Consider the following 22,208-nt stretch of genomic DNA (forward strand, 5'->3'; position numbering starts at 1 on the left):
AAGTCGAGCGGAATGCAGGGCGTAAAACGGTACACACATTTCCTCGTCCCGCTCGGAGGCAAGGCCGGCTTTTCTTTGCCGTGTCAGATTCGCCATTCATTCATGGCGTCGGCGCCGCCCGCATCGGGGCGGCACGGCGGCGCCGGTTTCAACAGGGGTGGGGCGGGGCGCCAAATCCCGGATATCAACGCGCATGCTGCAGAAGACCTTTGAGGGCGGCACCGATCAGAGAGGGGTCGCCCCTCCGGTGCCGACCGGGCGCGACACACGCCTCGACGTTTTTCGGGCACTTTGCCTGCTGACCATCTTCGTCAACCATGTACCGGGCCAGTATCTCGAATATCTGACCCACAAGAACTTCGGCTTTTCCGATTCGGCGGAGGCCTTCGTGCTGATTTCCGGCCTGTCGGTGGGGGCGGCCTATTCCGGCAAGTTCCTGGCCGGCGGCCGGCTCGCCCTCACGCTGAAGATATGGCGGCGCGCCCTGGCGCTCTATGTCGCGCACATCATGACGAGCGTGGTGACGCTTGCGATCTTCGCCGGCGGCGCCCTCTATTTCGGCCGTCAGGAACTGATCGGCGAGATCAACATCCGGCCGATCGTCGAGCAGACGGAGCAAGGGATCGTCGCCATGGTGCTGCTCGGGCACCAGCTCGGCTACAACAACATTCTGTCGATGTATGCGGTGCTGTTCCTGCTGCTGCCCGGGTTTCTGTGGCTGAATGCCGTGCGCCCCCGATTGCTGTTCGCGTTTTCCGCGACGCTCTGGCTCGCTGCCGGCTGCTTCAAAATGGTGCCCTATAACTTTCTCGACGACGGCTACTGGTTCCTCAATCCCTGGTCCTGGCAGTTCCTGTTCGTGATCGGCATTCTGTGCATGAGCCATGTGCGGCGGGGCGGGAGTCTCCCGCGGAGCCCCTGGCTTCTCGGCCTTTCCGTCGCCTATCTCGCGATTTCCGCCTTCTGGGTGCTGTTTTCCTGGTGGAACATCGACCTCTCCTTCGGCCTGCCTGCGGTGCTGACCGGCTTCGACAAGACCTTCCTGTCGCTGACGCGGCTGCTGCATGTGCTGGCGCTTGCCTATATTCTCGCAACCGTCCCCGTCTTCAGCCGGCTGACGCGGGTCGGAAGCAACCACCCCCTGGTGATGATCGGGCGCCATTCGCTTGCCGTCTTCATTTTCGGGACGATCCTCGCAATGGCGGGCCAGGTGCTGCTTCTCGTCACCGACCGGGACCGGATCATCGGCACGATCTTCGTCATCGGCGGCATCGGCCTGCACTTCGCCTATGCCTATTACCTCGAATGGCTGAAGGAGGTCTCCGTGGCGCCGCCGCTGAAGGCGGCGTGAGGGACCCTTATCCGCACGCCGGGAGGAGAGTCGCCCCCTCTCGGCGCGGCGGCGGTAATCACAGACCGCACAACCGTTCGATGATTTGCCCTGGCGCTCATGACGCTCGCGGATGTCGCGACCTTCCCGATCACATAGAAATGCCCCGGAATCCGGGGCATTTCGTTGTAGATCATCCGGTGACCGGTGAGGCGATCACGCTGCCGTAAGGCTCTTGCGGACATCCTCGTCCGTGAGGATACCGCTGGCGCGAAGCAGTGCCGCGAAGCGGCCGTTGCTCTGGCTGAGTTCATGGAAGCCGCCCATTTCCACGATCCGGCCCTGATCCATGAAGATGACGAGATCGGCTTCCCGCACCGTCGACAGGCGGTGGGCGATGATGAAGGTCGTCCGGTCCTTGCGCAAGGCGTCGATGGCATCCTTGACGCGGGCCTCGGTCTCGACGTCGAGCGCGCTGGTCGCCTCGTCGAGCACCAGGATCGGCGCGTTCTTCAGGATCGCGCGGGCAATCGCGACGCGCTGGCGTTCGCCGCCCGACAGCCGGTTGCCGCGTTCGCCGACGACCGTGTCGTAGCCGTTGAGACGGTCCTCGATGAAGTCGCTCGCGGCGGCGGCCTCGGCGGCTGCCATCACCTCGTCCAAAGAGGCGTCGTCACGGCCGAGGCGGATGTTTTCGCCGATCGAGCGGTTCATGAGGCCGGCATCCTGGAAGACCGTGGCGATCGACCGGCGCAGCGATTTGCGGGTGACGGTCGCGATGTCCACGCCATCGATGAGGATCTGGCCGTGCTTCGGCTCATGGACCCGCTGCAGGAGGTTGACGAGCGTGGTCTTCCCGGCACCGGTCGGGCCGACGATGGCGATCGTCTGGCCGGCCTTGGCCTTGAACGAGACGTTGCGCACGCCTTGGGCGGAGTTTGCGAAGTCGAAGGAAATGTCCTTGAATTCGACCTCGCCGACGACACCCTTCAGTTCCCCGGCATCGGACGGCTCCTCGCGGTCCTGCACGGAATCCTCGAGCTGGAAGAAATCTTCGAGTTTGGCGCGCGCTTCGAAGATCTGGGTGGCGAAGGCCTTCATCTGGTCGAGGCGGCCGATCAGCAGATTGGCGAAGCCGATGAAAGCGATCACCTCGCCGACGCCGAGCTCGCCGCGCTGCACCAGAACGGTACCGATGACGAGGATTGCCATCATCGAGATGGTCGAGGCAATACGGTTGAGGCCGCTCGCCAGAGCCCACCAGTCGAGCACCGGATACTGGGCCGACAGCAGGCGCTGCGTGAACTTCTTCAGCTCGCGCGTTTCAGCTTCGATGCGGTTGTAGCTGTGAACCACCGAAACGTTGCTGATCGAGTCGGACACGTGCGAGAAGACCGTGTGGTAATGTCCCTCGACGGCAGCCTGACCTTCCTTCGTGCGGCTCATCACGACCTTGCTGATCATCACATAGGCAGCACCGAGCACGACGAGGATGAGCGACAGACGGACGTCCATGGCAAAGGCGGTCGGAATGAGAAGCACGAGCGCCACTGCCGTCGCCAGATGCTGCCGCATGAATTCGAGCCAGAGACCGAAGAGCGTCTCGCAGGCCCGCAGCAGCGTGTGCAGCGCATTCGAAGTGCCGCGCTGACTGTGCCAGGAGAGAGGCATCGAGACGATCCGGCCGAAGGCTTCGGTCAGGAGCGAAGCGCGGCGACCGTGGGCGAGACGGTCCGCCTCGCGGGAAACGAGCACGAAGGCGATCGTATTGAAGACGCCGAAGCCCGCCCACAGGAGCAGCATCGGCGCGACGTCCTTCTGTGAGGAGATCGCGTCGATGATTCGGCCGAACAGAATCGGCTCCGCAATGGTGATGGCAGCCAGGACGATATTGGCTATGACGATCGCCCCGACGCGAAACTTGTGGACAGCAAGATACTGAAGCGCTCTTGCATACACCTGAAACAAGGACACTGTCTCACCCCTTTCGGGTATCGGAATTGGCGCCGCAACGGCACGATGCGGCGATGCGTTGCGTCTTGAACCGACGGCAAGAGGATTTTCATCCACCTTGCGTGCCGGCAAAGCCGCGGGTGACGGCCTTTGCGTTCTTCCCAAAAAACGCGGTAGACGGGGCGGATCAGCGAGAAGGATCATCCGATACCATGGGAGGGTTGGCGGGATGATCCATCGTTAGCTATCTTGATGCCTCGACTCCGAGTTTTTGCAGGTTTCCTGCAAGACCGGGCGTGATATGAAGAATTATCGCGGTTGCAACATGAATGGCTTCTGAACGGCGTATTCATATGGCCTGGCGGGTTGCGCGGCGCGTTTTTGATTCGAGGATGCTCTATGAATATTACGTTGCTCGTACAGTTTCTGGCGCTACTGGAAGAGATGAAGACGCGCGAGGAGATCCTGCCTGAGTTCGAGCGGCTGCTCGACCGGTGCGGTTTCGACTTCTACGGCATCGTGCGTCAGCCGAAACCGCACGAGAATCCGCTGAGACTTCTTCTGGCCGGACGCTGGCCGGAGGGCTGGCCGCAGATCTACATCCGCAAGAAATACGTCGTCATTGATCCGACTATCCGCTTCCTCGGGCATGCCCAGCGCGGCTTCCGCTGGCGCGACACGCTCGTGGCCTTCCGCTCGGACCCGCACCGCAAGCGCATGGAAAGCATGATGGTCGAGGCCCGCAATCACGGCCTCTTCGACGGCTATATCTTTCCGGTGCACGGCCGGCGCGGGCTCATGGGCAACCTGACCGTGGGCGGCCGGGTGGTCGACCTGAGCCCGGTGGAGTTGAGCCTTTTCGACGCCATCGCCAAGCGGCTGTTCTGGAAGCTGCTCGAACTCACCGATCCGGAGATCATGGCGGAACTCGTCTCGCGCGTCGAAGTCCAGATGACGCGGCGCGAAATGGAGGCGCTCCACTATCTCGCCGACGGCATGACATCGAACGACATCGGCAAGGTCCTCGACATTTCCAGCCACACGGTCGACTGGTACATGAACGGCATCCAGGAAAAGTTGAAGGCGAAGAACCGGCATCACGTCGTGGCGATCGCCTTCCGCCTGGGACTGATCTCCTGACGACCCGCGCTCCTGACCGAATGGGTCAGCATTCGTGTCGCATCTGAAATTGCGCTTCATTCCTTGACTCGCTAATAGTTCTTTTCGCGGGTGCAGCATTCCCGCGTGTCCAAGTCTATGAGGAGTCCGACTTGTCCATTTCCAAGATCCTTGTTGCCAACCGTTCCGAAATCGCCATCCGCGTCTTCCGCGCGGCCAATGAGCTGGGGCTTAAAACGGTCGCGATATGGGCTGAGGAGGATAAGCTGGCGCTGCACCGCTTCAAGGCGGACGAGAGTTATCAGGTCGGGCGCGGACCGCACCTTCCCCGCGACCTCGGCCCGATCGAGAGCTACCTGTCGATCGACGAGGTGATCCGCGTCGCCAAGCTGTCCGGCGCCGACGCCATACACCCGGGCTATGGCCTGCTCTCCGAAAGCCCGGAATTCGCCGAAGCCTGCGCTCAGAACGGCATCACCTTCATCGGCCCCAAGCCGGAGACGATGCGCCAGCTCGGTAACAAGGTCGCGGCCCGCAACCTGGCGATCTCGATCGGCGTGCCGGTCGTACCGGCGACCGAGCCTCTGCCGGACGATCCGGAAGAGATCAAGCGACTGGCCGAGGAGATCGGCTATCCGGTCATGCTCAAGGCGTCCTGGGGCGGCGGCGGCCGCGGCATGCGGGCGATCCGCGACCCCAAGGACCTGATCCGCGAGGTGACCGAGGCCAAGCGCGAGGCCAAGGCCGCCTTCGGCAAGGACGAGGTCTATCTCGAAAAGCTGGTCGAGCGCGCCCGTCACGTCGAAAGCCAGGTCCTCGGCGACACGCACGGCAACGTCGTCCACCTTTTCGAGCGCGACTGCTCGATCCAGCGTCGCAACCAGAAGGTCGTGGAGCGGGCGCCGGCGCCCTATCTCGATGATGCGCAGCGCCAGGAACTCGCGGATTATTCGCTGAAGATCGCCCGGGCGACCAACTATATCGGCGCCGGCACCGTCGAGTATCTGATGGATTCCGACACCGGCAAGTTCTACTTCATCGAGGTCAATCCGCGCATCCAGGTCGAGCATACGGTCACCGAGGTCGTAACCGGCATCGATATCGTCAAGGCGCAGATCCACATCCTCGACGGCTTCGCCATCGGCGCGCCGGAATCGGGCGTGCCGCGCCAGGAGGACATCCGCCTCAACGGCCATGCGCTGCAGTGCCGCATCACCACGGAAGACCCGGAGCAGAATTTCATTCCGGATTATGGCCGCATCACCGCCTATCGCGGCGCCACCGGCTTCGGCATCCGCCTCGACGGCGGCACTGCCTATTCCGGGGCGGTGATCACCCGTTACTACGATCCGCTGCTCGAGAAGGTCACCGCCTGGGCGCCGAACCCGGGCGAAGCGATCCAGCGGATGATCCGTGCGCTGAGAGAATTCCGCATCCGCGGCGTGGCGACCAACCTCACCTTCCTCGAGGCTATCATCAGCCACCCGAAGTTCCAGGACAACAGCTATACGACGCGCTTCATCGACACGACGCCGGAATTGTTCCAGCAGGTCAAGCGGCAGGACCGCGCCACCAAGCTTCTCACCTACCTCGCCGACGTCACCGTCAACGGCCATCCGGAAGTCAAGGGCCGGCCGAAGCCCTCCGACGATATCGCCGCGCCCGTCGTGCCGTTCATCGGCGGCGAGGTGAAGCCCGGTACGAAGCAGCGCCTCGATCAGCTCGGCCCCAAGAAATTCGCCGAATGGGTGAAGGCGCGGCCGGAGGTGCTGATCACCGACACGACGATGCGCGACGGCCACCAGTCGCTGCTCGCCACCCGCATGCGCACCTACGATATCGCCCGCATCGCCGGCACCTATGCGCGGGCGCTGCCGAGCCTCTTCTCGCTCGAATGCTGGGGCGGCGCGACCTTCGACGTCTCGATGCGCTTCCTGACAGAGGACCCGTGGGAGCGGCTGGCGATGGTGCGCGAAGGTGCGCCGAACCTGCTCCTGCAGATGCTTCTGCGCGGCGCCAACGGCGTCGGCTACAAGAACTATCCGGACAATGTCGTCAAATATTTCGTCCGCCAGGCCGCGAAAGGCGGCATCGACGTCTTCCGCGTCTTCGACTGCCTTAACTGGGTCGAGAACATGCGCGTCGCGATGGATGCGGTGGCCGAGGAGGACAGGATCTGCGAGGCGGCGATCTGCTATACCGGCGACATCCTCAATTCCGCCCGGCCGAAATACGACCTGAAATACTACACGGCGCTCGCCGCCGAACTGGAAAAGGCCGGCGCCCATATCATCGCCGTCAAGGACATGGCCGGGCTATTGAAGCCGGCCGCCGCCCGGGTGCTGTTCAAGGCGCTGAAGGAAGCGACCGATCTGCCGATCCATTTCCACACCCACGACACTTCGGGCATTGCGGCGGCCACCGTGCTCGCGGCGGTCGAATCCGGCGTCGACATCGTCGATGCGGCGATGGACGCGCTCTCCGGCAACACCTCGCAGCCCTGCCTCGGTTCGATCGTCGAGGCGCTGTCCGGCTCGGAGCGCGACCCTGGCCTCGATCCGGAATGGATCCGCCGCATCTCCTTCTACTGGGAGGCGGTACGCCATCAATATGCGGCCTTCGAAAGCGACCTCAAGGGACCGGCTTCGGAAGTCTATCTGCACGAGATGCCGGGCGGCCAGTTCACCAATCTGAAGGAACAGGCCCGCTCGCTCGGCCTCGAGACCCGCTGGCACGAGGTGGCGCAGGCCTATGCCGACGCCAACCGGATGTTCGGCGATATCGTCAAGGTGACGCCGTCTTCCAAGGTCGTCGGCGACATGGCGCTGATGATGGTCTCCCAGGATCTGACGGTCGCCGATGTCGAGAATCCGGGCAAGGACATCGCCTTCCCGGAATCGGTCGTCTCCATGCTCAAGGGCGATCTCGGCCAACCGCCGGGCGGCTGGCCGGAGGCGCTGCAGAAGAAGGCGCTCAAGGGCGAAGAGCCTTATGACGCGCGTCCGGGCTCGCTGCTCGAAGACGCGGATCTCGACGCCGAGCGCAAGGGCATCGAGGAGAAGCTCGGCCGTGAAGTGACCGATTTCGAGTTCGCCTCCTACCTCATGTATCCGAAGGTCTTCACCGATTATGCGGTGGCCTGCGAAACCTACGGCCCGGTCAGCGTGCTGCCGACGCCCGCCTATTTCTACGGCATGGCGCCGGGTGAGGAACTCTTCGCCGACATCGAAAAGGGCAAGACGCTCGTCATCCTCAATCAGGCGCAGGGCGAGATCGACGAGAAGGGCATGGTCAAGATGTTCTTCGAAATGAACGGTCAGCCGCGGTCCATCAAGGTACCCGACCGCAATCGCGGCGCCTCGGCCGCCGTCCGCCGCAAGGCGGAAGCCGGCAACGCCGCCCATCTCGGCGCGCCGATGCCCGGCGTGATCTCGACCGTCGCGGTGGTCTCCGGCCAATCGGTCAAGGCCGGCGACGTGCTGCTCTCGATCGAGGCGATGAAGATGGAGACGGCGCTTCATGCCGAGAAGGACGGCGTGATTTCCGAGGTGCTGGTAAGGGCCGGCGATCAGATCGATGCGAAAGATCTGCTGGTCGTGTTCGGGGGTTAAGCACCGCCCGATGCCTCAAATGTCATAGCTCATCGGCGCGCTCAGGGAGGCGATGAATCGCTTCGTCCGCTCGCGCTCCGGCGTCGAGAAGATCTTGCGCGGGGGACCGCTTTCGACGACGACGCCGCCATCCAGGAAGACGACGTGATCGGCGACGCGGGAGGCGAGGCGAAGGTCGTGGGTGGCCATGATCATCGTGGTGCCTTCCCGCGCAAGGCGGCTCAGGACCTCCACCACTTCTTCCGCCAGTTCCGGATCCAGCGCCGAGGTCGGCTCGTCGCAAAGGAGCACGCGCGGCGAGGGAGCAAGTGCCCGGGCGATCGCGACACGTTGCTGCTGGCCGCCGGATAGCGTGGCCGGCCAGGCATCCGCCTTATGCGCCATGCCGACCTTCTCCAGCAGCTCGAGCGCCCGGGTGCGGGCCCGGTCGGCCGGCCACTTGAGGACGGTGACGAGGCCTTCCATCACATTGCCGATCGCCGTCTGGTGCGGGAAAAGCTGGAAGTTCTGGAACACCATTCCCGTCTGACGGCGCAGTCTCTGGATCGCCTGCCAGCCGACCTTCCGGCCTTCCGCGAATTCGAGCCGGTCGTCGCCGAGGCGGATTGCCCCCGCCGTCGGGATCTCCAACAGGTTGACGCAGCGCAGCAGCGTGCTCTTGCCGCCGCCGGACGGTCCAACGAGCGCAGTCACGCTGCCTTCCGCGAGCGAGACGCTGATGTCGTTCAGCACGGTGTTGGTGCCGAAGCGCTTGACGATGTGGGAGAGCTCGATCATGCGCGCGCCTCCAGGAAGCCGCCATAGCGGGCGAAGCGCTGCTCCAGTTTCCCCTGCAGCGCCGAAAGGACGGAACTCATGACAAGATAGATCAGGGCGGCTTCGATGTAGAGGATCAAGGGTTCATAACTGGTGGCGACGATGCGCTGCGCCGTCTGGAATAGCTCCGGCACCGTGATCGCGGCGGCGAGCGAGGTGTCCTTGACGAGCGAGATGAAGGTGTTCGACAGCGGCGGAACGGCGACGCGGCCCGCCTGCGGAAGGATCGTCCGGCGCATCGCCTGGCTCCAGCTCATGCCGATCGAGTAGGCCGCTTCCCACTGCCCCCTCGGAACCGACGAGATCACCGCGCGGATGATTTCGGAACTGTAGGCGCCGATATTGAGCGTGAAGCCGATCAGCGCTGCGGGAAAGGCGTCGAGCAGTATGCCCATGCTCGGCAGGCCGTAGAAGATGACGAAGAGCTGCACGAGCAGCGGCGTGCCGCGGATCACCCACACATAAAACCGGGCCACGGCCGCGAAAGGAGCGGGAGCAAACAGCCGGACGACGGCGGTGACGAGGCCTAGAGCCAGGCCGAGGGTGAAGGAGAGGAGCGTTAGAGGGATCGTGAAGATCAGCCCCGCCCAGAGCAGGGCCGGCAACGAATCCGCCATCAGTTGAAGCCAGTGGGGCAAGGGAGAACCTTTCAAAACGCGCGATCCGTCCCGGATGCCGGGACGGATCGCGATTCATAAGCAGGATGGGGAAAGGTGTGAAGCCCACATCCGTGCAACTTGAAGAGCGGGGGCGGTTGTTCGACCGGTCGCGCTTCCGCAGGCCCTATTTCGAAACGTCGGCGCCGAAATATTTCTGCGAGATCTTCTCATAGGTGCCGTCGGCCTTGATCTCGGCCAGCGCCTTGTTGATCGCTTCGAGCAGCTCCGGCTCGCCCTTGCGGATGATGATGCCCGAATAATCGGCATCGGGCTTTTCGGCGGCGATCTTCACATTCGCATCCGGCTTCTGCTTCTTGAAGTCGAGGAAGGAAAGGCTGTCATTGATGGTCGCGTCGGCCCGGCCCGTCAGCACGAGCTGGATCGACTGGTCGAAACCGTCGGTTCCGACGAGCTCTGCGCCCGAGGCTTGCGCGAGCTTGCCGAAGTTGCTGGTCAGCGACTGTGCCGACTTCTTGCCCTTCAGGTCGGCGAAGTCCTTGATCTCCTCGTCGTCGCCGCGGACGATCAGCACCGCCTTGGAGGCGATATAGGGTTCGGAAAAGTCGTATTTCTTCTTGCGTTCCTCGGTGATGCCGACCTGGTTGATGACCGCGTCGTAACGGTTTGCGTCGAGGCCGGCGATCAGGCCATCCCACTTGCCTTCCAGGAATTCCGGTTTGACGCCGAGGCGCTTGGCGACTTCCTGACCGATCTCGACGTCGAAGCCGACGAGAGCGCCGCTCGCGTCATGATAGGTGAAGGGGGCGTAAGTGCCCTCGGTGCCGATCTTCAGCACGCCTGCGGACTTGACCTCGTCCAGGTTCTGCCCCGCCTCAGCGGGAACGAAGGCGGCGAGTTGCAGGAGGGCGGCAGCAAAAAGCGTCGGAAGGAGTTTCATGGTTGTTTTCCAGTTCTGGTTCTCCGGCCCGTCATCCGGATTGCAGCGAATTTCGCATAAACCGGCCAGTTTCCAAGCGTATAAAAGACCAATTCCGAACGGTTTCGATGAAGATTTTTCCTCAGATGGCCGATTCCCCCCGAAAACGCTGCGGCGTGAAATGTTCCGTTGCATGCCTGCCGTTTTGCGGCAGGCGGGATTGAAAGCCGTGGTTGGGAGTGATAATCACGTTTCCATCGATTCATGCACGATTATGCACGGTTTCAGGATGTCCATCGATCTGCTGCTGCGAGAGAGAAAGAGTCTGATCCAGGAAAGGCTCAGAACCGAGGGCCGGGTGCTTGCGGCCGATCTCGCGCGCGAATTCGGCGTGTCGGAAGACACGATCCGCCGCGACCTGCGCGAAATGGCCGCCGCCGGTCTTTGCGAGCGCGTCTATGGGGGAGCGTTGCCGGTTGCGCCCGACGCGGGCTCGCTCGTGGCCCGGATATCGCGCGCGCCCGAACGGAAGGCGGCGCTGGCGCGGGCTGCGGTCGCCTTTCTGAGGCCGCGCATGACCGTGTTCCTCGACGCCGGCTCCGCCAATCTGGCGATTGCGCAGGCGATCGGACCGGACCTCCCCGCGACGATCATCACCAATACGCCGCCGGTCGCGGCGGCCTTGATGGAGAAGCCGGGCATCGAAGTCATTCTGGTGGGCGGGCCGCTGAACCGCGCTGTCGGCGCGGCGGTCGGTGCGCGGGCGCAGCGCGATGCCGAGCTCTTGCGGCCCGATCTCGCGATACTCGGAACCTGCGGTGCGGATGCCGAAGCAGGGCTGACCGCGTTCCACTTCGAGGATGCGGAATTCAAGCGGCTGATCGCTTCCAGGAGCCGCGCCCTGCTTGCGGCCGTCACGACCGACAAGCTCGGTACCGCTGCGCCGCATCCGGTGGTCGCCATAGACGGTGCCTCCACGCTCGTTCTCGAGGCGGATGCGCCGGAAGCCCATGTCGCGGCCTTCACGGCGCGGGGGGCGAACGTCGTTCTCGCGAGGGAGCCCATCCGGTGATCCGCGATCCCGACGGCAATCTCATCGAAATCACCAATTGAGCCGGACGATCCGGCAGCGGAAGGTTAACCCATGGATCAGCGTACAGATTCCGCCCAGAAAGCCGTTGGCCGGCAGGGCTATATGTCGAAAAACCGGCTAGCCGTGTCTCTCCTGTTTCTGATGAACGGCTTCGTCACCGGAAGCTGGGCGCCGAAAATCCCGGAGTTCAAGGAACGCCTCGGCATCGGCGAAAGCGTTCTCGGCCTTCTCATCCTCGGTTTCGGCATCGGCTCGCTGGTGCTGATGCCGATTGCCGGCGGCTTCATCGCCCGTCTCGGGTCGCAGAAGGTGGTCAAGGTCACGGCGATCATCCTTTCACCGCTGCTTCTCCTTCTGACGCTTCTGCCGAATCTGTGGACGGCAGCACTCGGCATGTTCCTGCTCGGCGGCTTCGTCGGCGCAATGGATGTGGCCATGAATGCCAATGCCGTCGAGGTCGAGAAGTCGATGCGCCGTGCAATCATGTCCTCGTGCCATGCCTATTGGAGCCTCGGCGGGCTGATCGGCGCCGGGATCGGCGGCTTTCTGATGGCCCGCTTCGGCGTGCTGCCGCATGCGATCGTCGTCACCTGTCTGTGCCTTGCGATACTCGCGGTTGCCTGGCCGATGATCCTTGCCGACCGGCCGCATCCTGCGGCAACCAAAGAGAAGCTCAGGCTGCCGATGACACCGCTGCCCTGGCTGATCGGCATCATGGCGCTTTTCTCGATGGTGCCCGAGGGTGCCGTTCTCGACTGGGGTGCACTTTATCTGAAGGATGAACTCGGCGCCTCCGTCGAGCTTTCAGGCTTCGGTTTTGCGGCCTTCTCGGCGACCATGGCGGCGATGCGCTTTGCCGGCGATCACGTGCGCGACCGGCTCGGCGCCACTCTGACCCTGCGCATCTGCACCGTGACCGCTCTCGTCGGCATGGTGCTGGCCGGTCTCGCTCCCAATGCCGTTCTCGCGATCCTCGGTTTTGCGCTTGCAGGCATCGGCATTTCCAACATGGTGCCGATCGCCTTTTCGGCCGCCGGCAATATGCCGGGTCTGCAGCCGGGCATCGGGCTGTCGGTCGCGACCACCATGGGCTATTCCGGCATGCTGTTTGCGCCCTCATTGATCGGCTTCATCGCGGAACACAGCGGCTTCGCGATCATCTTCGCCTGTGTCCCCGTGCTGTTCATCGTGGTGCTGCTGCTTTCGCATCACGCCGTTCATGCGGATCATGGCAAGGGGTGATCGTCCTTCGGGCGGGGCGCAGACTGGCGCAAGCGACTGCTCGCGTAGCCGCTGCCATCAATTCGCCGTCAGCGCGTGATGTTGCCGTTGACAAGCGGGCGTTCCTTCGCCACCTGAAAAGTGAAAGTATCGGGCGGTCCGTGCGCGTTCCGCTCTGCAGCAACGGACCCAAGAAGAGGCCTTCATGTCTTCTGCCTTCGATTTCGAGCCACAGCCGCGCCGCGCCTCGGTCGCCGTCGATGTCGGCGGCGTGATCGTCGGCGGTGGTGCTCCGGTCGTCGTCCAGTCGATGACGAACACCGATACGGCCGATATCGATGCGACGGTTGCGCAGGTGGCCGCACTCCACAAGGCAGGTTCGGAGCTGGTGCGCATCACGGTCGACCGCGACGAGAGCGCCGCGGCCGTGCCGAAGATCCGCGAGCGGCTCCTGCGCCTCGGCATGGACGTGCCGCTCGTCGGCGATTTTCATTATATCGGGCACAAGCTGCTCGCCGATCATCCGGCCTGTGCCGAGGCGCTTGCCAAATACCGCATCAATCCCGGCAATGTCGGTTTCAAGGACAAGAAGGACAAGCAGTTCGCCGAAATCATCGAGATGGCGATCCGCTACGACAAACCGGTGCGCATCGGGGTGAACTGGGGCTCGCTCGATCAGGAACTGCTGACGCGCCTGATGGACGCGAACCAGGCGAATGGCTCCCCTTTGACGGCACAGCAGGTGATGCGCGAGACGATCGTGCAATCGGCGCTTCTCTCGGCGGAACTTGCAGAGGAGCTGGGCCTGCCGCGCAACCGCATCATCCTGTCCGCCAAGGTCTCGGGCGTGCAGGACCTGATCGCCGTCTATGCGATGCTCGCCGCCCGTTCCGACCATGCGCTTCATCTCGGCCTCACCGAGGCGGGCATGGGCACCAAGGGCATCGTCGCCTCTTCCGCCTCGCTCGGGATTCTGATGCAGCAGGGCATCGGCGACACCATCCGCATTTCCCTGACGCCCGAACCCGGCGGCGACCGCACGCGCGAGGTGCAGGTGGCGCAGGAGCTTCTGCAGGTGATGGGCTTCCGTCAGTTCATTCCGGTGGTCGCGGCCTGTCCGGGCTGCGGCCGCACCACCTCGACCGTGTTCCAGGAACTGGCCCAGAAGATCCAGGAGGATATCCGTGCGAGCATGCCGGTCTGGCGTGAGAAATATCCGGGCGTCGAGGCGCTGAAGGTCGCCGTGATGGGCTGCATCGTCAACGGCCCCGGCGAGAGCAAGCATGCCGATATCGGTATCTCGCTTCCTGGAACCGGCGAAATGCCGGCCGCACCCGTCTTCATCGACGGGCAGAAGGCGCTGACGCTGCGCGGACCGAAGATCGCCGAGGACTTTCAGCTTCTCGTCGCCGATTATATCGAGAAACGCTTCGGCCACGGCCAGGCGGCCGCGGAGTAGTATCGAGGATCAAAGCCGCGCCGTCAAAAGCTTGAAGCCGGCAAAGGCGAAGAAGCCGGCCATCAGGCTCTCGATGATCCGCCGCGATTTCAGATAGGCCCGATGGACCGGCGCGAGCGAGAAGACGATCGCGAAGCCGCAGAAGGTCACGAGACCGATCAGCATGCAGCCGACGATGAAGGCGGCGGTGACGCCGACCGGCGCTCCCTCCGGCATTCCGAGCGAAACCAGCATCATCCAGGCGAAGATCGCCTTCGGATTCGTCAGGTGGATCCCGAGGCCTTTGAGGTAAAGCTTCTTCAGCGAGGAAGTCGGGGGCACACGAAGGGCGGACGGTCGGGCGTCGCCCCGCATCGCCGCTCTCAACGCATTATAGGCAAGCCAGAACAGGTAGCAGGCGCCGGCGATCTTCAGGACGATGATCGCCTGGCCATAGGTCCGGATCAGGGCCGATAGGCCGGAAGCCGTCAGCATCGCCCAGGTGTAGCTGCCGCTCAGCACGCCGAAGGCGAGCGCGAGGCCTGCGCGTCTCCCCCGGCTGATCGAGGTTGCGATGATCGCCAGAACCGCGGGCCCCGGCGAGGCAACGGCGATGACATAGGCCGTCCAGGCGACGAGGAGCTGCGGCAGATAGGGCGTAAGGTCCAGCATGACGGCGTCCGATTGTCCTTGCGGGGACAGTAGCCGAGGCCTCCGTTGATGCCAATGGGAGGCTGGCCGTAACCACCTGCAGCATTTTGCTGCAGCACCCGATTCTGTGCCGCCTCACAGAACCTCGTCGAGTGCCGCGACCAGCTTGGCGCATTCCGCGTCGGTGCCGATGGTGATGCGCAGGAAATCCGCAATTCGGGGCTTGGCGAAATGGCGGACGATCACAGCCCTTTCGCGCAGTTTCGCCGCCAGCGTCTGGCCCGCATGTCGGGGGTGGCGGGCGAAGACGAAGTTTGCCTGCGACGGCAGGACCTCGAAGCCGCGCTTTTCGAGTTGGCGCGTCAGCTTCGCCCGCGAGGCGATGATCTTGCCGCGGGTAGCCTCGAACCATGCCTCGTCCTTCATCGCGGCCGTTGCACCCGCCTGGGCGGTGCGTCCGAGCGGATAGGAGTTGAAGCTGTCCTTGACGCGCTCCAGCGCCTCGACCAGCGGGCGCTGGCCGATCGCGAAGCCGACGCGCAGGCCGGCCAGGGCGCGTGACTTGGAGAAGGTCTGAACCACGAGCAGATTGTCGTATTTCGGAACGAGCGCGATTGCGGATGCGCCGCCGAAATCGATATAGGCCTCGTCGATCACCACCGGCTGATCGGGATGCTCGGCCACCAGCCTTTCGATATCGGCAAGCGGCAGGCCGATGCCGGTCGGGGCGTTCGGGTTCGGCAGGATGACCGCGCCCGAGGGACGGCGATAATCGGCGATGTCGATGCGGAATGCGGCGTCGAGCGGCACCTCCACCGCCTCGATGCCGAAAAGGCCCGCATAGGTCGTGTAGAAGCTGTAGGAGATGTCCGGAAAAAGCAGCGGCCTGTCGTGCTTCAGCAGCGCGGCGAAAGCGTGTGCCAAGACCTCGTCGGAACCGTTGCCGACGAAGACCTCCCCCACCGATACCTTGTGGCGCGCGGCGATCGTCTCCCGCAGCCCGAGAGCGACGGGATCCGGATAGAGGCGGAGATCCGTGTCCGCCGCCGCCCGGATCGCCTCCAGCGCCTTTTCCGAGGGCCCATAGGGGCTCTCATTGGTGTTGAGCTTGACGAGATCGGCCATGCGCGGCTGTTCACCGGGAACGTAGGGTTTCAGCGCGGCCACGATCGGCGACCAGAATTTGCTCATGAGCTCAGTTCCTGCGATTGGCGATGAAGCGGGCGGTTTCGGCAAGGATCGCCGAGCTTGGCCCGTAGGGTTCGAGCAGGCCTTCCGCCTCGGCCACCAGGCTTTCGAGCCGGCGCTCGGCCCAGGGCTGGCCGTGCAGGGAGACAAGCGTACCCTTCCCCCGTGCCGCATCCTTGCCGGTCGCCTTGCCGACGATTGCTGCATCGGCGGTGAGGTCGAGAAGGTCGTCGGCGAGCTGAAAGGCGAGGCCGATCTTCTCTCCGAAGGCGCGCAGGCGTCGGCGGTCCTCTGCCGGCGCATCGGCGATGATTGCGCCCGCCTCGCAGGCGAAGCGGATGAGGGCCCCTGTCTTCATCGACTGCAAGAGGACGATGCCGGCTTCGTCGGGAGCACTCTTTTCGGCGGCAAGGTCGAGCGCCTGACCGCCGGCCATGCCGCCATGCCCGGCCGCGCGCGCGAGCGCCAGAACGAGCGTCGTCTTCTGGCGGTCGGAAAGCGCCGTTTCCGGCGCCGCGATGATGTCGAAGGCGAAGGTCAGCAGGCTGTCGCCCGCGAGGATCGCCGTCGCCTCGTCGAAGGCGACGTGCACCGTCGGCTTTCCGCGGCGCATGTCGTCGTCGTCCATGGCCGGGAGGTCGTCATGGACGAGCGAGTAGCAGTGGATGCATTCGAGCGCGGCGCCTGTTCTGAGCGCCGCTTCCGCATCGCCGCCAAGGAGTGCCGCGCTTTCGGCGACGAGAAAAGGCCGCAGCCGCTTGCCGCCGTTGAGCACGCCATGGCGCATGGCGCCGAGCAGGTTTTCCGGGCGGGCGATTTCGCCCGCGCCCGGGGCCGGGCCGAGCAACGTCTCGAGCAGCGCTTCGACTGCGGACGCGTTGGTCCTGAGGCGCGCCGGAAAGGATGATCTTTCGTCTGTCATAGAGGCTCTTTGACATGCGGCGGAGCGGCTTTCAACGGGGTTTTGCGTCGCGCGCACAGGGCCGGTCCGGGGACGACGGCGCTGCAGAGCCTTGCCTTTTGCGAGAAAGGCCGTTCAACTTTCGCTCGCCATCGCATATGAGAGGGTGAATGGGACAAGAGGCGGGCGGAAAAGAGGTGGACGGACGGGGCGTGGAGATCGTTTCGGAAGAACGCGAGGAGGCGGAGTTGCCCGCCGGTCGCCGGGCAGCCACGCGCAGGACGTGGCGCTCGCGGTGGCGTCGGCTCGTTCTCGTCGTCCTCTCCGTTCTCATCCTGCCTTATGCCTTGATCGTCCTCTATCTCCTGGAGTTCATTCACCCGGTCTCGACACTGATGCTGCGCGACCTCGTGCTGCTGCGGGGCTACGACCGGCAGTGGGTGGAATTCGACGACATCGCGCCGGTGCTCGTTCAGTCGGTGATGATGTCGGAGGACGGGCAGTTCTGCGCTCATGCCGGCATCGATTGGGCGCAGATGCGTGGCGTCGTCGAGGACGCGCTCGACGGCGAACAGACGCGTGGCGCCAGCACGATCCCGATGCAGACGGTCAAGAACCTGTTCCTCTGGAACGGCCGCTCCTTCGTGCGCAAGGCGATGGAACTGCCGCTGGCGATCGCAGCCGATTTCGCCTGGAGCAAGCGGCGCCTGATGGAGATCTACCTGAACGTCGCCGAATGGGGCGAGGGCATCTACGGGATCGAGGCCGCCGCCCGTCATCATTTCGGCGTTTCGGCGGCGAAGCTTTCGCGCCGGCAGGCCGCTCTCCTCGCCGTTTCGCTGCCCAACCCGATCGACCGCAATGCGGGAAAGCCCGGGCGCGGTCTCAGGCGCCTCGCCGGCGTGATCGAGCGCCGTGCCAGCCGCTCCGGCGGTTACATCACCTGCCTTTATGATTAAGATGAAACCAATTCATTGGTTTGTCCGGTGCCGATGTGGCAAGTCTGCCCTCGGTTTCAGCGGAGACAGATCATGACCAAGCTCGTCCTCTATGTCGGCAACAAGAACTATTCGTCCTGGTCGATGCGCCCCTGGCTCGCGCTCACGGCTTGCGGCATTCCGTTCGAGGATGTCGTTATTCCTTTCGATTTCGCGGCCGGCAATCCGCGGTTCCGCGAAATCTCGCCGACAGGGCGCGTTCCGGTGCTCCACCATGGCGAAAACCGCGTTTGGGAGTCGCTCGCGATCATCGAATACGCGGCGGAGCTTTTCCCGGATGCAGGTCTCTGGCCGGAGGAGCGCGCGGATCGTGCCCGTGCGCGCAGCTACTCGATGGAGATGCTCTCCGGCTTCCGGGCGCTGCGCGGCGCCTGCCCGATGAATATCCGCCGGCCGAGAAAGTCGATCGCTCTGCCGGATGGCGTCAGCGAGGATGTGGCGCGGATCGAGACGATCTGGCGGGAGTCGGTCGAGCGATCAGGGGGTCCGTTCCTTTTCGGCCGGTTCACCGCGGCCGACGCGATGTTCGCTCCGGTCGTCAACCGTTTCGAGACCTATGAGCTCGTGACGGACCCGGCGACGCTCGCCTATATGGATGCCGTCAAGGCGCATCCGGCCTTCCGCAGGTGGGAGGAGGCCGCAAGAGCCGAACCCTGGATCGTGCCGGAGGACGAGGCCTGAAGCGGATCGAGGCTTCCCGAAGGGAGTCGAAAATTTGCGCGCGGGGACTGGTCAAAGTGCGGTTCGACATGTATAAGCGCGCGAAATTCCGAGATCGACATCTGTTTGACCCGGCCATTTTCGGCTGCTGAACAGTGTTTTGCCCGATAAGTGGAGAATGAAATGGCTGTACCGAAAAGAAAAACGAGCCCGTCCAAGCGTGGCATGCGCCGTTCCGCTGACGCCCTCAAGGCTCCGACCTACATCGAAGACAAGAACTCCGGCGAACTGCGCCGCCCGCATCATATCGACCTGAAGACCGGCATGTATCGCGGCCGCCAGGTTCTGACGCCGAAGGAAAACGCATAAGCGTTTCCGCCTGCGGATGAAGTTCGAAGGGTCGGCATTGCCGGCCCTTTTTCTTTTGGTGCGAATGTCTGATGGCTTGGACGAGCGCGCCTCTCATCCGGCCTGCCGCCCACCTTCTCCCTGCAAGCGGGGTGAGGGGCTGGAGCCCCTGCCATCACGGAGAAGCATCGCTGAAGTTCAGCCCAGATTGTCCAGTTTCGTCTGAAGGGCGCGAAGCTGTTCCTTCAGTTCGTCGATGTCCTTCGCCTCGGCCTTCCTGGTTTCCTTGGCCGGCGGGGCGGCCATGAAGGGCGAAAACATCTGCATGGCCTGATGGAACATTTCGGTGTTGCGCCGGACCTGTTCCTCGACGAGCTGCAGCGGCACCTTCAGGTTCTTGCCGATCGGCGTGTCGCCGAAGGCCTTGGTGATCTGCTCGCGCATCTGCGCCTGCTGTTCGGTGAAGGCCTGCATCGAGTGCTCGAGATAGCTCGGTACGACCATCTGCATCTGGTCGCCATAAAAGGAGATCAACTGGCGGAGAAAGGAAATCGGCAGAAGCGTGTTGCCGGTCTTCGACTCCTGCTCGAAGATGATCTGCGTCAGCACGGAATGGGTTATGTCTTCGCCGGACTTGGCATCCTGCACGATGAAGTCCTCGCCCCTCTTCACCATGACAGCCAGGTCGTCGAGGGTCACGTAAGTGCTCGTACCGGTATTGTAGAGGCGCCGGTTCGCATATTTCTTGATGACGATCTGGCCTTCGTTTTTCCCCATCAGGGTCTCCTCTTACCCATGGTCCCGTCTTTATTGTATTTTTCAGAGTATCCGCAAAAGAGCGCCACTGACAATCTCTTTGTGCAATGCGGCGACGCAGCTGCGAACAAGCGCCGACAAGCCACCGTGAAGCTTTTGCGGCAGTGCAACTAGCCGTTTGACTCGCGCTCCTCCCTTTGCCAGTCTGCCTCCATCAGGCAAAGCAAATATGAGGAACGTCCCATGAGCAATCCCTCGATCGTCATCGCCAGCGCGGCCCGCACGGCCGTCGGCTCCTTCAATGGCGCCTTCGGCAACACTCCCGCGCACGAACTGGGCGCGGCCGCCATCAAGGCGGTGCTCGAGCGGGCGGGCGTCGAAGCGGGCGAGGTGGACGAGGTGATCCTCGGCCAGGTGCTGCCGGCGGGCGAGGGGCAGAATCCTGCACGGCAAGCGGCGATGAAGGCGGGCCTCCCGCAGGAAAAGACCGCCTGGGGCATGAACCAGCTTTGCGGCTCGGGCCTGCGCGCCGTGGCGCTCGGCATGCAGCAGATCGCAACCGGTGACGCGAAGGTCATCGTTGCCGGCGGCATGGAGTCGATGTCCATGGCGCCGCATTGCGCGCACCTGCGCGGCGGCGTGAAGATGGGCGACTACAAGATGATCGACACGATGATCAAGGACGGCCTGACGGATGCCTTCTACGGCTACCACATGGGCATCACCGCCGAGAACGTTGCGCGGAAATGGCAGCTGACGCGCGAGGAACAGGACGAATTCGCGCTTGCCTCCCAGAACAAGGCGGAAGCGGCCCAGAAGGCCGGGCGTTTTGCCGACGAGATCGTGCCTTTCGTCGTGAAGACGCGCAAGGGCGACGTAACCGTGGATCAGGACGAGTACATCCGCCACGGTGCCACGCTCGATTCGATCGCAAAGCTCCGCCCGGCCTTCGACAAGGAAGGTACCGTGACCGCGGGCAATGCTTCGGGTCTCAACGACGGCGCCGCCGCGGCGCTCTTGATGACCGAGGCCGAGGCGGCCCGGCGCGGCATCCAGCCGCTTGCCCGCATCGTCTCCTGGGCCACGGCAGGCGTCGACCCGCAGATCATGGGCACCGGCCCCATCCCCGCATCGCGCAAGGCCCTCGAAAAGGCCGGCTGGTCGGTCGCCGACATCGAGCTCGTGGAAGCGAACGAGGCTTTCGCGGCTCAGGCCTGCGCCGTCAACAAGGACCTCGGCTGGGATCCTTCGATCGTCAACGTCAATGGCGGAGCGATCGCCATCGGCCATCCGATCGGTGCCTCCGGTGCCCGCGTGCTGAACACGCTTCTTTTCGAAATGAAGCGGCGCGGCGTCTCCAAGGGGCTTGCCACCCTGTGCATCGGCGGCGGCATGGGCGTCGCCATGTGCGTGGAACGCCTGTAACCGGCCGCCTGCAATGCGGGCAAGTTTCGGATCAGACGATGGAGATCAGCGGCCCGGGCTCGCCGGGCTGCAGGGGTGTGCTTTTGCGAATTTGAATCAACCGAGCGGGAGGCGAGTATGAGCAGGGTAGCACTGGTAACGGGCGGATCCCGCGGCATTGGCGCCGCAATTTGCGTGGCGTTGAAGGCTGCGGGCTACAAGGTGGCCGCAAACTATGCCGGAAATGACGAGAGGGCCAAGGCCTTCGAGCAGGAAAGCGGCATTCCCGTCTATAAATGGGACGTATCGAGTTATCAGGCCTGCGTCGACGGCATCGCCAGGGTCGAGGCGGACCTCGGACCGGTCGACATCCTCGTCAACAATGCCGGCATCACCCGTGACGCCATGTTCCACAAGATGACGCCGGAACAGTGGGGCGAAGTGATCGGCACCAATCTCACCGGCGTGTTCAACATGACGCATCCGGTCTGGTCGGGCATGCGCGACCGCGGTTTCGGGCGCATCGTCAACATCTCGTCGATCAACGGCCAGAAGGGGCAGATGGGCCAGGTGAACTATTCCGCCGCCAAGGCCGGCGATCTCGGCCTGACCAAGGCCCTGGCCCAGGAAGGGGCGGCGAAGGGGATCACCGTCAACGCGATTTGCCCCGGCTATATCGGCACCGAGATGGTGCGCGCCGTTCCGGAAAAGGTGCTCAACGAGCGGATCATTCCACAGATACCGGTGGGACGCCTGGGCGAGCCGGAGGAAGTGGCACGCTGCGTCGTGTTTCTCGCTTCAGACGACGCGGGCTTCATCACCGGCTCGACGATTTCGGCCAATGGGGGCCAGTACTTCGCCTGAGGCGTAATGCCGGCGGCTTTTTTTTCGGCGCCCTTCGGGGCGCCGGATTCGTTTTGGTCTTCGATCTCGCATCCGTGTCCATCCTGAAGCCTGCCCCCGATGTCTATAGGTGCCACTAGATATTGTGGCGAACGAAAGGGGAAAACGTTCCTCCGGGCGAGTCGGTGCCGCTCTGCCCATGCGGGAGCGGGTGCCTGTGAAGCGATTCCTATTTCCGGACTCGGCCGATCGGCGGCGAATCCCGTTAAAATTTTTCAATCTTTCCAGACTCTTGGATTCGGAATCCTTTGCGTAGTCAACGGCTGCGATGACGACAATGGA

The 22,208-nt window shown here is 63.6% G+C and carries 19 protein-coding genes; 11 read left to right on the top strand and 8 right to left on the bottom strand.

All coding sequences use genetic code 11. The annotated features are described in order from the left end of the window. The first annotated feature begins 193 nt into the window (after nucleotides 1-193). Nucleotides 194-1,351, top strand: a complete 1,158-nt coding sequence (locus ACFHWW_RS12155; RefSeq protein ID WP_100672675.1) for an OpgC family protein — start codon at nucleotides 194-196, stop codon at nucleotides 1,349-1,351. Between the two features lie 195 nt (nucleotides 1,352-1,546). On the opposite strand, the gene ACFHWW_RS12160 is transcribed toward ACFHWW_RS12155, so the two are convergent. Beyond that, nucleotides 1,547-3,304 (bottom strand): glucan ABC transporter ATP-binding protein/ permease, encoded by a 1,758-nt coding sequence (locus ACFHWW_RS12160; protein WP_018098745.1) that lies wholly within the window; start codon nucleotides 3,302-3,304, stop codon nucleotides 1,547-1,549. Between the two features lie 378 nt (nucleotides 3,305-3,682). Here ACFHWW_RS12160 and ACFHWW_RS12165 point away from each other — a divergent pair, with 378 nt between their 5' ends. Together ACFHWW_RS12165 and pyc are read left to right on the top strand one after the other, a co-directional pair. Next, on the top strand, nucleotides 3,683-4,423 hold the full coding sequence (locus ACFHWW_RS12165) for an autoinducer binding domain-containing protein (protein ID WP_003535227.1): 741 nt from the start codon (nucleotides 3,683-3,685) through the stop codon (nucleotides 4,421-4,423). 131 nt (nucleotides 4,424-4,554) lie between these two features. Further along, entirely contained in the window at nucleotides 4,555-8,013 is a 3,459-nt protein-coding gene (gene pyc, locus ACFHWW_RS12170; protein ID WP_275597123.1) for a pyruvate carboxylase, read from the top strand. 15 nt (nucleotides 8,014-8,028) lie between these two features. Here the strand turns inward: pyc and ACFHWW_RS12175 are convergent, their stop codons facing one another. From ACFHWW_RS12175 to ACFHWW_RS12185, 3 genes are all read right to left on the bottom strand, one after another. Then, complete coding sequence (locus ACFHWW_RS12175; protein ID WP_100672677.1) at nucleotides 8,029-8,790, bottom strand: amino acid ABC transporter ATP-binding protein; 762 nt, start codon at nucleotides 8,788-8,790, stop codon at nucleotides 8,029-8,031. Further along, nucleotides 8,787-9,467: an amino acid ABC transporter permease gene (locus tag ACFHWW_RS12180; RefSeq protein WP_003535752.1), complete on the bottom strand. Its 681-nt coding sequence runs from the start codon at nucleotides 9,465-9,467 to the stop codon at nucleotides 8,787-8,789. Before ACFHWW_RS12180 ends, ACFHWW_RS12175 begins: the two co-directional genes overlap by 4 nt. Nucleotides 9,468-9,612: 145 nt before the next feature. Next, nucleotides 9,613-10,386 (bottom strand): amino acid ABC transporter substrate-binding protein, encoded by a 774-nt coding sequence (locus tag ACFHWW_RS12185; protein ID WP_018097439.1) that lies wholly within the window; start codon nucleotides 10,384-10,386, stop codon nucleotides 9,613-9,615. A gap of 253 nt (nucleotides 10,387-10,639) precedes the next feature. On the opposite strand from ACFHWW_RS12185, the gene ACFHWW_RS12190 reads away from it, so the two are divergent. The 3 genes from ACFHWW_RS12190 (at nucleotide 10,640) to ispG (ending at nucleotide 14,138) form a co-directional block, all read left to right on the top strand. After that, nucleotides 10,640-11,437 carry a DeoR/GlpR family DNA-binding transcription regulator gene (locus ACFHWW_RS12190; RefSeq protein ID WP_379938410.1) on the top strand — a complete coding sequence of 266 codons (798 nt, stop codon included), beginning with the start codon at nucleotides 10,640-10,642 and terminating at the stop codon, nucleotides 11,435-11,437. Nucleotides 11,438-11,509: 72 nt separating this feature from the next. After that, entirely contained in the window at nucleotides 11,510-12,700 is a 1,191-nt protein-coding gene (locus ACFHWW_RS12195; RefSeq protein ID WP_379938412.1) for an MFS transporter, read from the top strand. Between the two features lie 184 nt (nucleotides 12,701-12,884). Beyond that, the gene (gene ispG, locus ACFHWW_RS12200) at nucleotides 12,885-14,138 is read left to right on the top strand and encodes a flavodoxin-dependent (E)-4-hydroxy-3-methylbut-2-enyl-diphosphate synthase (RefSeq protein ID WP_018097436.1); all 1,254 of its coding nucleotides are present in this window, start codon (nucleotides 12,885-12,887) and stop codon (nucleotides 14,136-14,138) included. 9 nt (nucleotides 14,139-14,147) lie between these two features. Here ispG and ACFHWW_RS12205 read toward each other — a convergent pair whose 3' ends face one another. From ACFHWW_RS12205 to ACFHWW_RS12215, 3 genes are all read right to left on the bottom strand, one after another. After that, the gene (locus ACFHWW_RS12205) at nucleotides 14,148-14,789 is read right to left on the bottom strand and encodes a LysE family translocator (RefSeq protein ID WP_275597126.1); all 642 of its coding nucleotides are present in this window, start codon (nucleotides 14,787-14,789) and stop codon (nucleotides 14,148-14,150) included. A 114-nt stretch (nucleotides 14,790-14,903) separates the two neighbouring features. After that, nucleotides 14,904-15,959 carry a histidinol-phosphate transaminase gene (gene hisC / locus ACFHWW_RS12210; RefSeq protein ID WP_275597127.1) on the bottom strand — a complete coding sequence of 352 codons (1,056 nt, stop codon included), beginning with the start codon at nucleotides 15,957-15,959 and terminating at the stop codon, nucleotides 14,904-14,906. 4 nt (nucleotides 15,960-15,963) lie between these two features. Beyond that, nucleotides 15,964-16,878, bottom strand: coding sequence for a polyprenyl synthetase family protein (locus ACFHWW_RS12215; RefSeq protein ID WP_275597128.1), 915 nt, complete (start codon nucleotides 16,876-16,878; stop codon nucleotides 15,964-15,966). A 191-nt stretch (nucleotides 16,879-17,069) separates the two neighbouring features. Here ACFHWW_RS12215 and mtgA point away from each other — a divergent pair, with 191 nt between their 5' ends. The 3 genes from mtgA (at nucleotide 17,070) to rpmF (ending at nucleotide 18,884) form a co-directional block, all read left to right on the top strand. Beyond that, nucleotides 17,070-17,816 carry a monofunctional biosynthetic peptidoglycan transglycosylase gene (gene mtgA / locus ACFHWW_RS12220; RefSeq protein ID WP_375341885.1) on the top strand — a complete coding sequence of 249 codons (747 nt, stop codon included), beginning with the start codon at nucleotides 17,070-17,072 and terminating at the stop codon, nucleotides 17,814-17,816. A gap of 72 nt (nucleotides 17,817-17,888) precedes the next feature. After that, nucleotides 17,889-18,536: a glutathione S-transferase family protein gene (locus ACFHWW_RS12225; RefSeq protein ID WP_127711437.1), complete on the top strand. Its 648-nt coding sequence runs from the start codon at nucleotides 17,889-17,891 to the stop codon at nucleotides 18,534-18,536. Nucleotides 18,537-18,698: 162 nt separating this feature from the next. Continuing rightward, entirely contained in the window at nucleotides 18,699-18,884 is a 186-nt protein-coding gene (gene rpmF / locus ACFHWW_RS12230; protein ID WP_003535764.1) for a 50S ribosomal protein L32, read from the top strand. Nucleotides 18,885-19,061: 177 nt separating this feature from the next. Here rpmF and phaR read toward each other — a convergent pair whose 3' ends face one another. Next, complete coding sequence (phaR, locus tag ACFHWW_RS12235) at nucleotides 19,062-19,640, bottom strand: polyhydroxyalkanoate synthesis repressor PhaR (RefSeq protein ID WP_003535770.1); 579 nt, start codon at nucleotides 19,638-19,640, stop codon at nucleotides 19,062-19,064. A gap of 222 nt (nucleotides 19,641-19,862) precedes the next feature. Here phaR and ACFHWW_RS12240 point away from each other — a divergent pair, with 222 nt between their 5' ends. Together ACFHWW_RS12240 and ACFHWW_RS12245 are read left to right on the top strand one after the other, a co-directional pair. Further along, the gene (locus tag ACFHWW_RS12240; RefSeq protein ID WP_018097421.1) at nucleotides 19,863-21,044 is read left to right on the top strand and encodes an acetyl-CoA C-acetyltransferase; all 1,182 of its coding nucleotides are present in this window, start codon (nucleotides 19,863-19,865) and stop codon (nucleotides 21,042-21,044) included. A 117-nt stretch (nucleotides 21,045-21,161) separates the two neighbouring features. Continuing rightward, nucleotides 21,162-21,887, top strand: coding sequence for a beta-ketoacyl-ACP reductase (locus ACFHWW_RS12245; protein WP_018097420.1), 726 nt, complete (start codon nucleotides 21,162-21,164; stop codon nucleotides 21,885-21,887). The last annotated feature ends 321 nt before the right edge of the window (nucleotides 21,888-22,208 follow it).

The sequence above is a fragment of the Sinorhizobium sp. P24N7 genome (genome assembly GCF_042436655.1).
Lineage (GTDB): Bacteria > Pseudomonadota > Alphaproteobacteria > Rhizobiales > Rhizobiaceae > Sinorhizobium > Sinorhizobium meliloti_A.

Coding starts and splice junctions, on each gene's coding strand:
- ACFHWW_RS12155 (WP_100672675.1), top strand. CDS start 194: ATGCTGCAGAAGACCTTTGAGGGCGGCACCGATCAGAGAGGGGTCGCC.
- ACFHWW_RS12165 (WP_003535227.1), top strand. CDS start 3,683: ATGAATATTACGTTGCTCGTACAGTTTCTGGCGCTACTGGAAGAGATG.
- ACFHWW_RS12175 (WP_100672677.1), bottom strand. CDS start 8,790: ATGATCGAGCTCTCCCACATCGTCAAGCGCTTCGGCACCAACACCGTG.
- ACFHWW_RS12185 (WP_018097439.1), bottom strand. CDS start 10,386: ATGAAACTCCTTCCGACGCTTTTTGCTGCCGCCCTCCTGCAACTCGCC.
- ACFHWW_RS12190 (WP_379938410.1), top strand. CDS start 10,640: ATGCACGGTTTCAGGATGTCCATCGATCTGCTGCTGCGAGAGAGAAAG.
- ACFHWW_RS12195 (WP_379938412.1), top strand. CDS start 11,510: ATGGATCAGCGTACAGATTCCGCCCAGAAAGCCGTTGGCCGGCAGGGC.
- ispG (WP_018097436.1), top strand. CDS start 12,885: ATGTCTTCTGCCTTCGATTTCGAGCCACAGCCGCGCCGCGCCTCGGTC.
- ACFHWW_RS12205 (WP_275597126.1), bottom strand. CDS start 14,789: ATGCTGGACCTTACGCCCTATCTGCCGCAGCTCCTCGTCGCCTGGACG.
- hisC (WP_275597127.1), bottom strand. CDS start 15,959: ATGAGCAAATTCTGGTCGCCGATCGTGGCCGCGCTGAAACCCTACGTT.
- ACFHWW_RS12215 (WP_275597128.1), bottom strand. CDS start 16,878: ATGACAGACGAAAGATCATCCTTTCCGGCGCGCCTCAGGACCAACGCG.
- ACFHWW_RS12225 (WP_127711437.1), top strand. CDS start 17,889: ATGACCAAGCTCGTCCTCTATGTCGGCAACAAGAACTATTCGTCCTGG.
- rpmF (WP_003535764.1), top strand. CDS start 18,699: ATGGCTGTACCGAAAAGAAAAACGAGCCCGTCCAAGCGTGGCATGCGC.
- phaR (WP_003535770.1), bottom strand. CDS start 19,640: ATGGGGAAAAACGAAGGCCAGATCGTCATCAAGAAATATGCGAACCGG.
- ACFHWW_RS12240 (WP_018097421.1), top strand. CDS start 19,863: ATGAGCAATCCCTCGATCGTCATCGCCAGCGCGGCCCGCACGGCCGTC.
- ACFHWW_RS12245 (WP_018097420.1), top strand. CDS start 21,162: ATGAGCAGGGTAGCACTGGTAACGGGCGGATCCCGCGGCATTGGCGCC.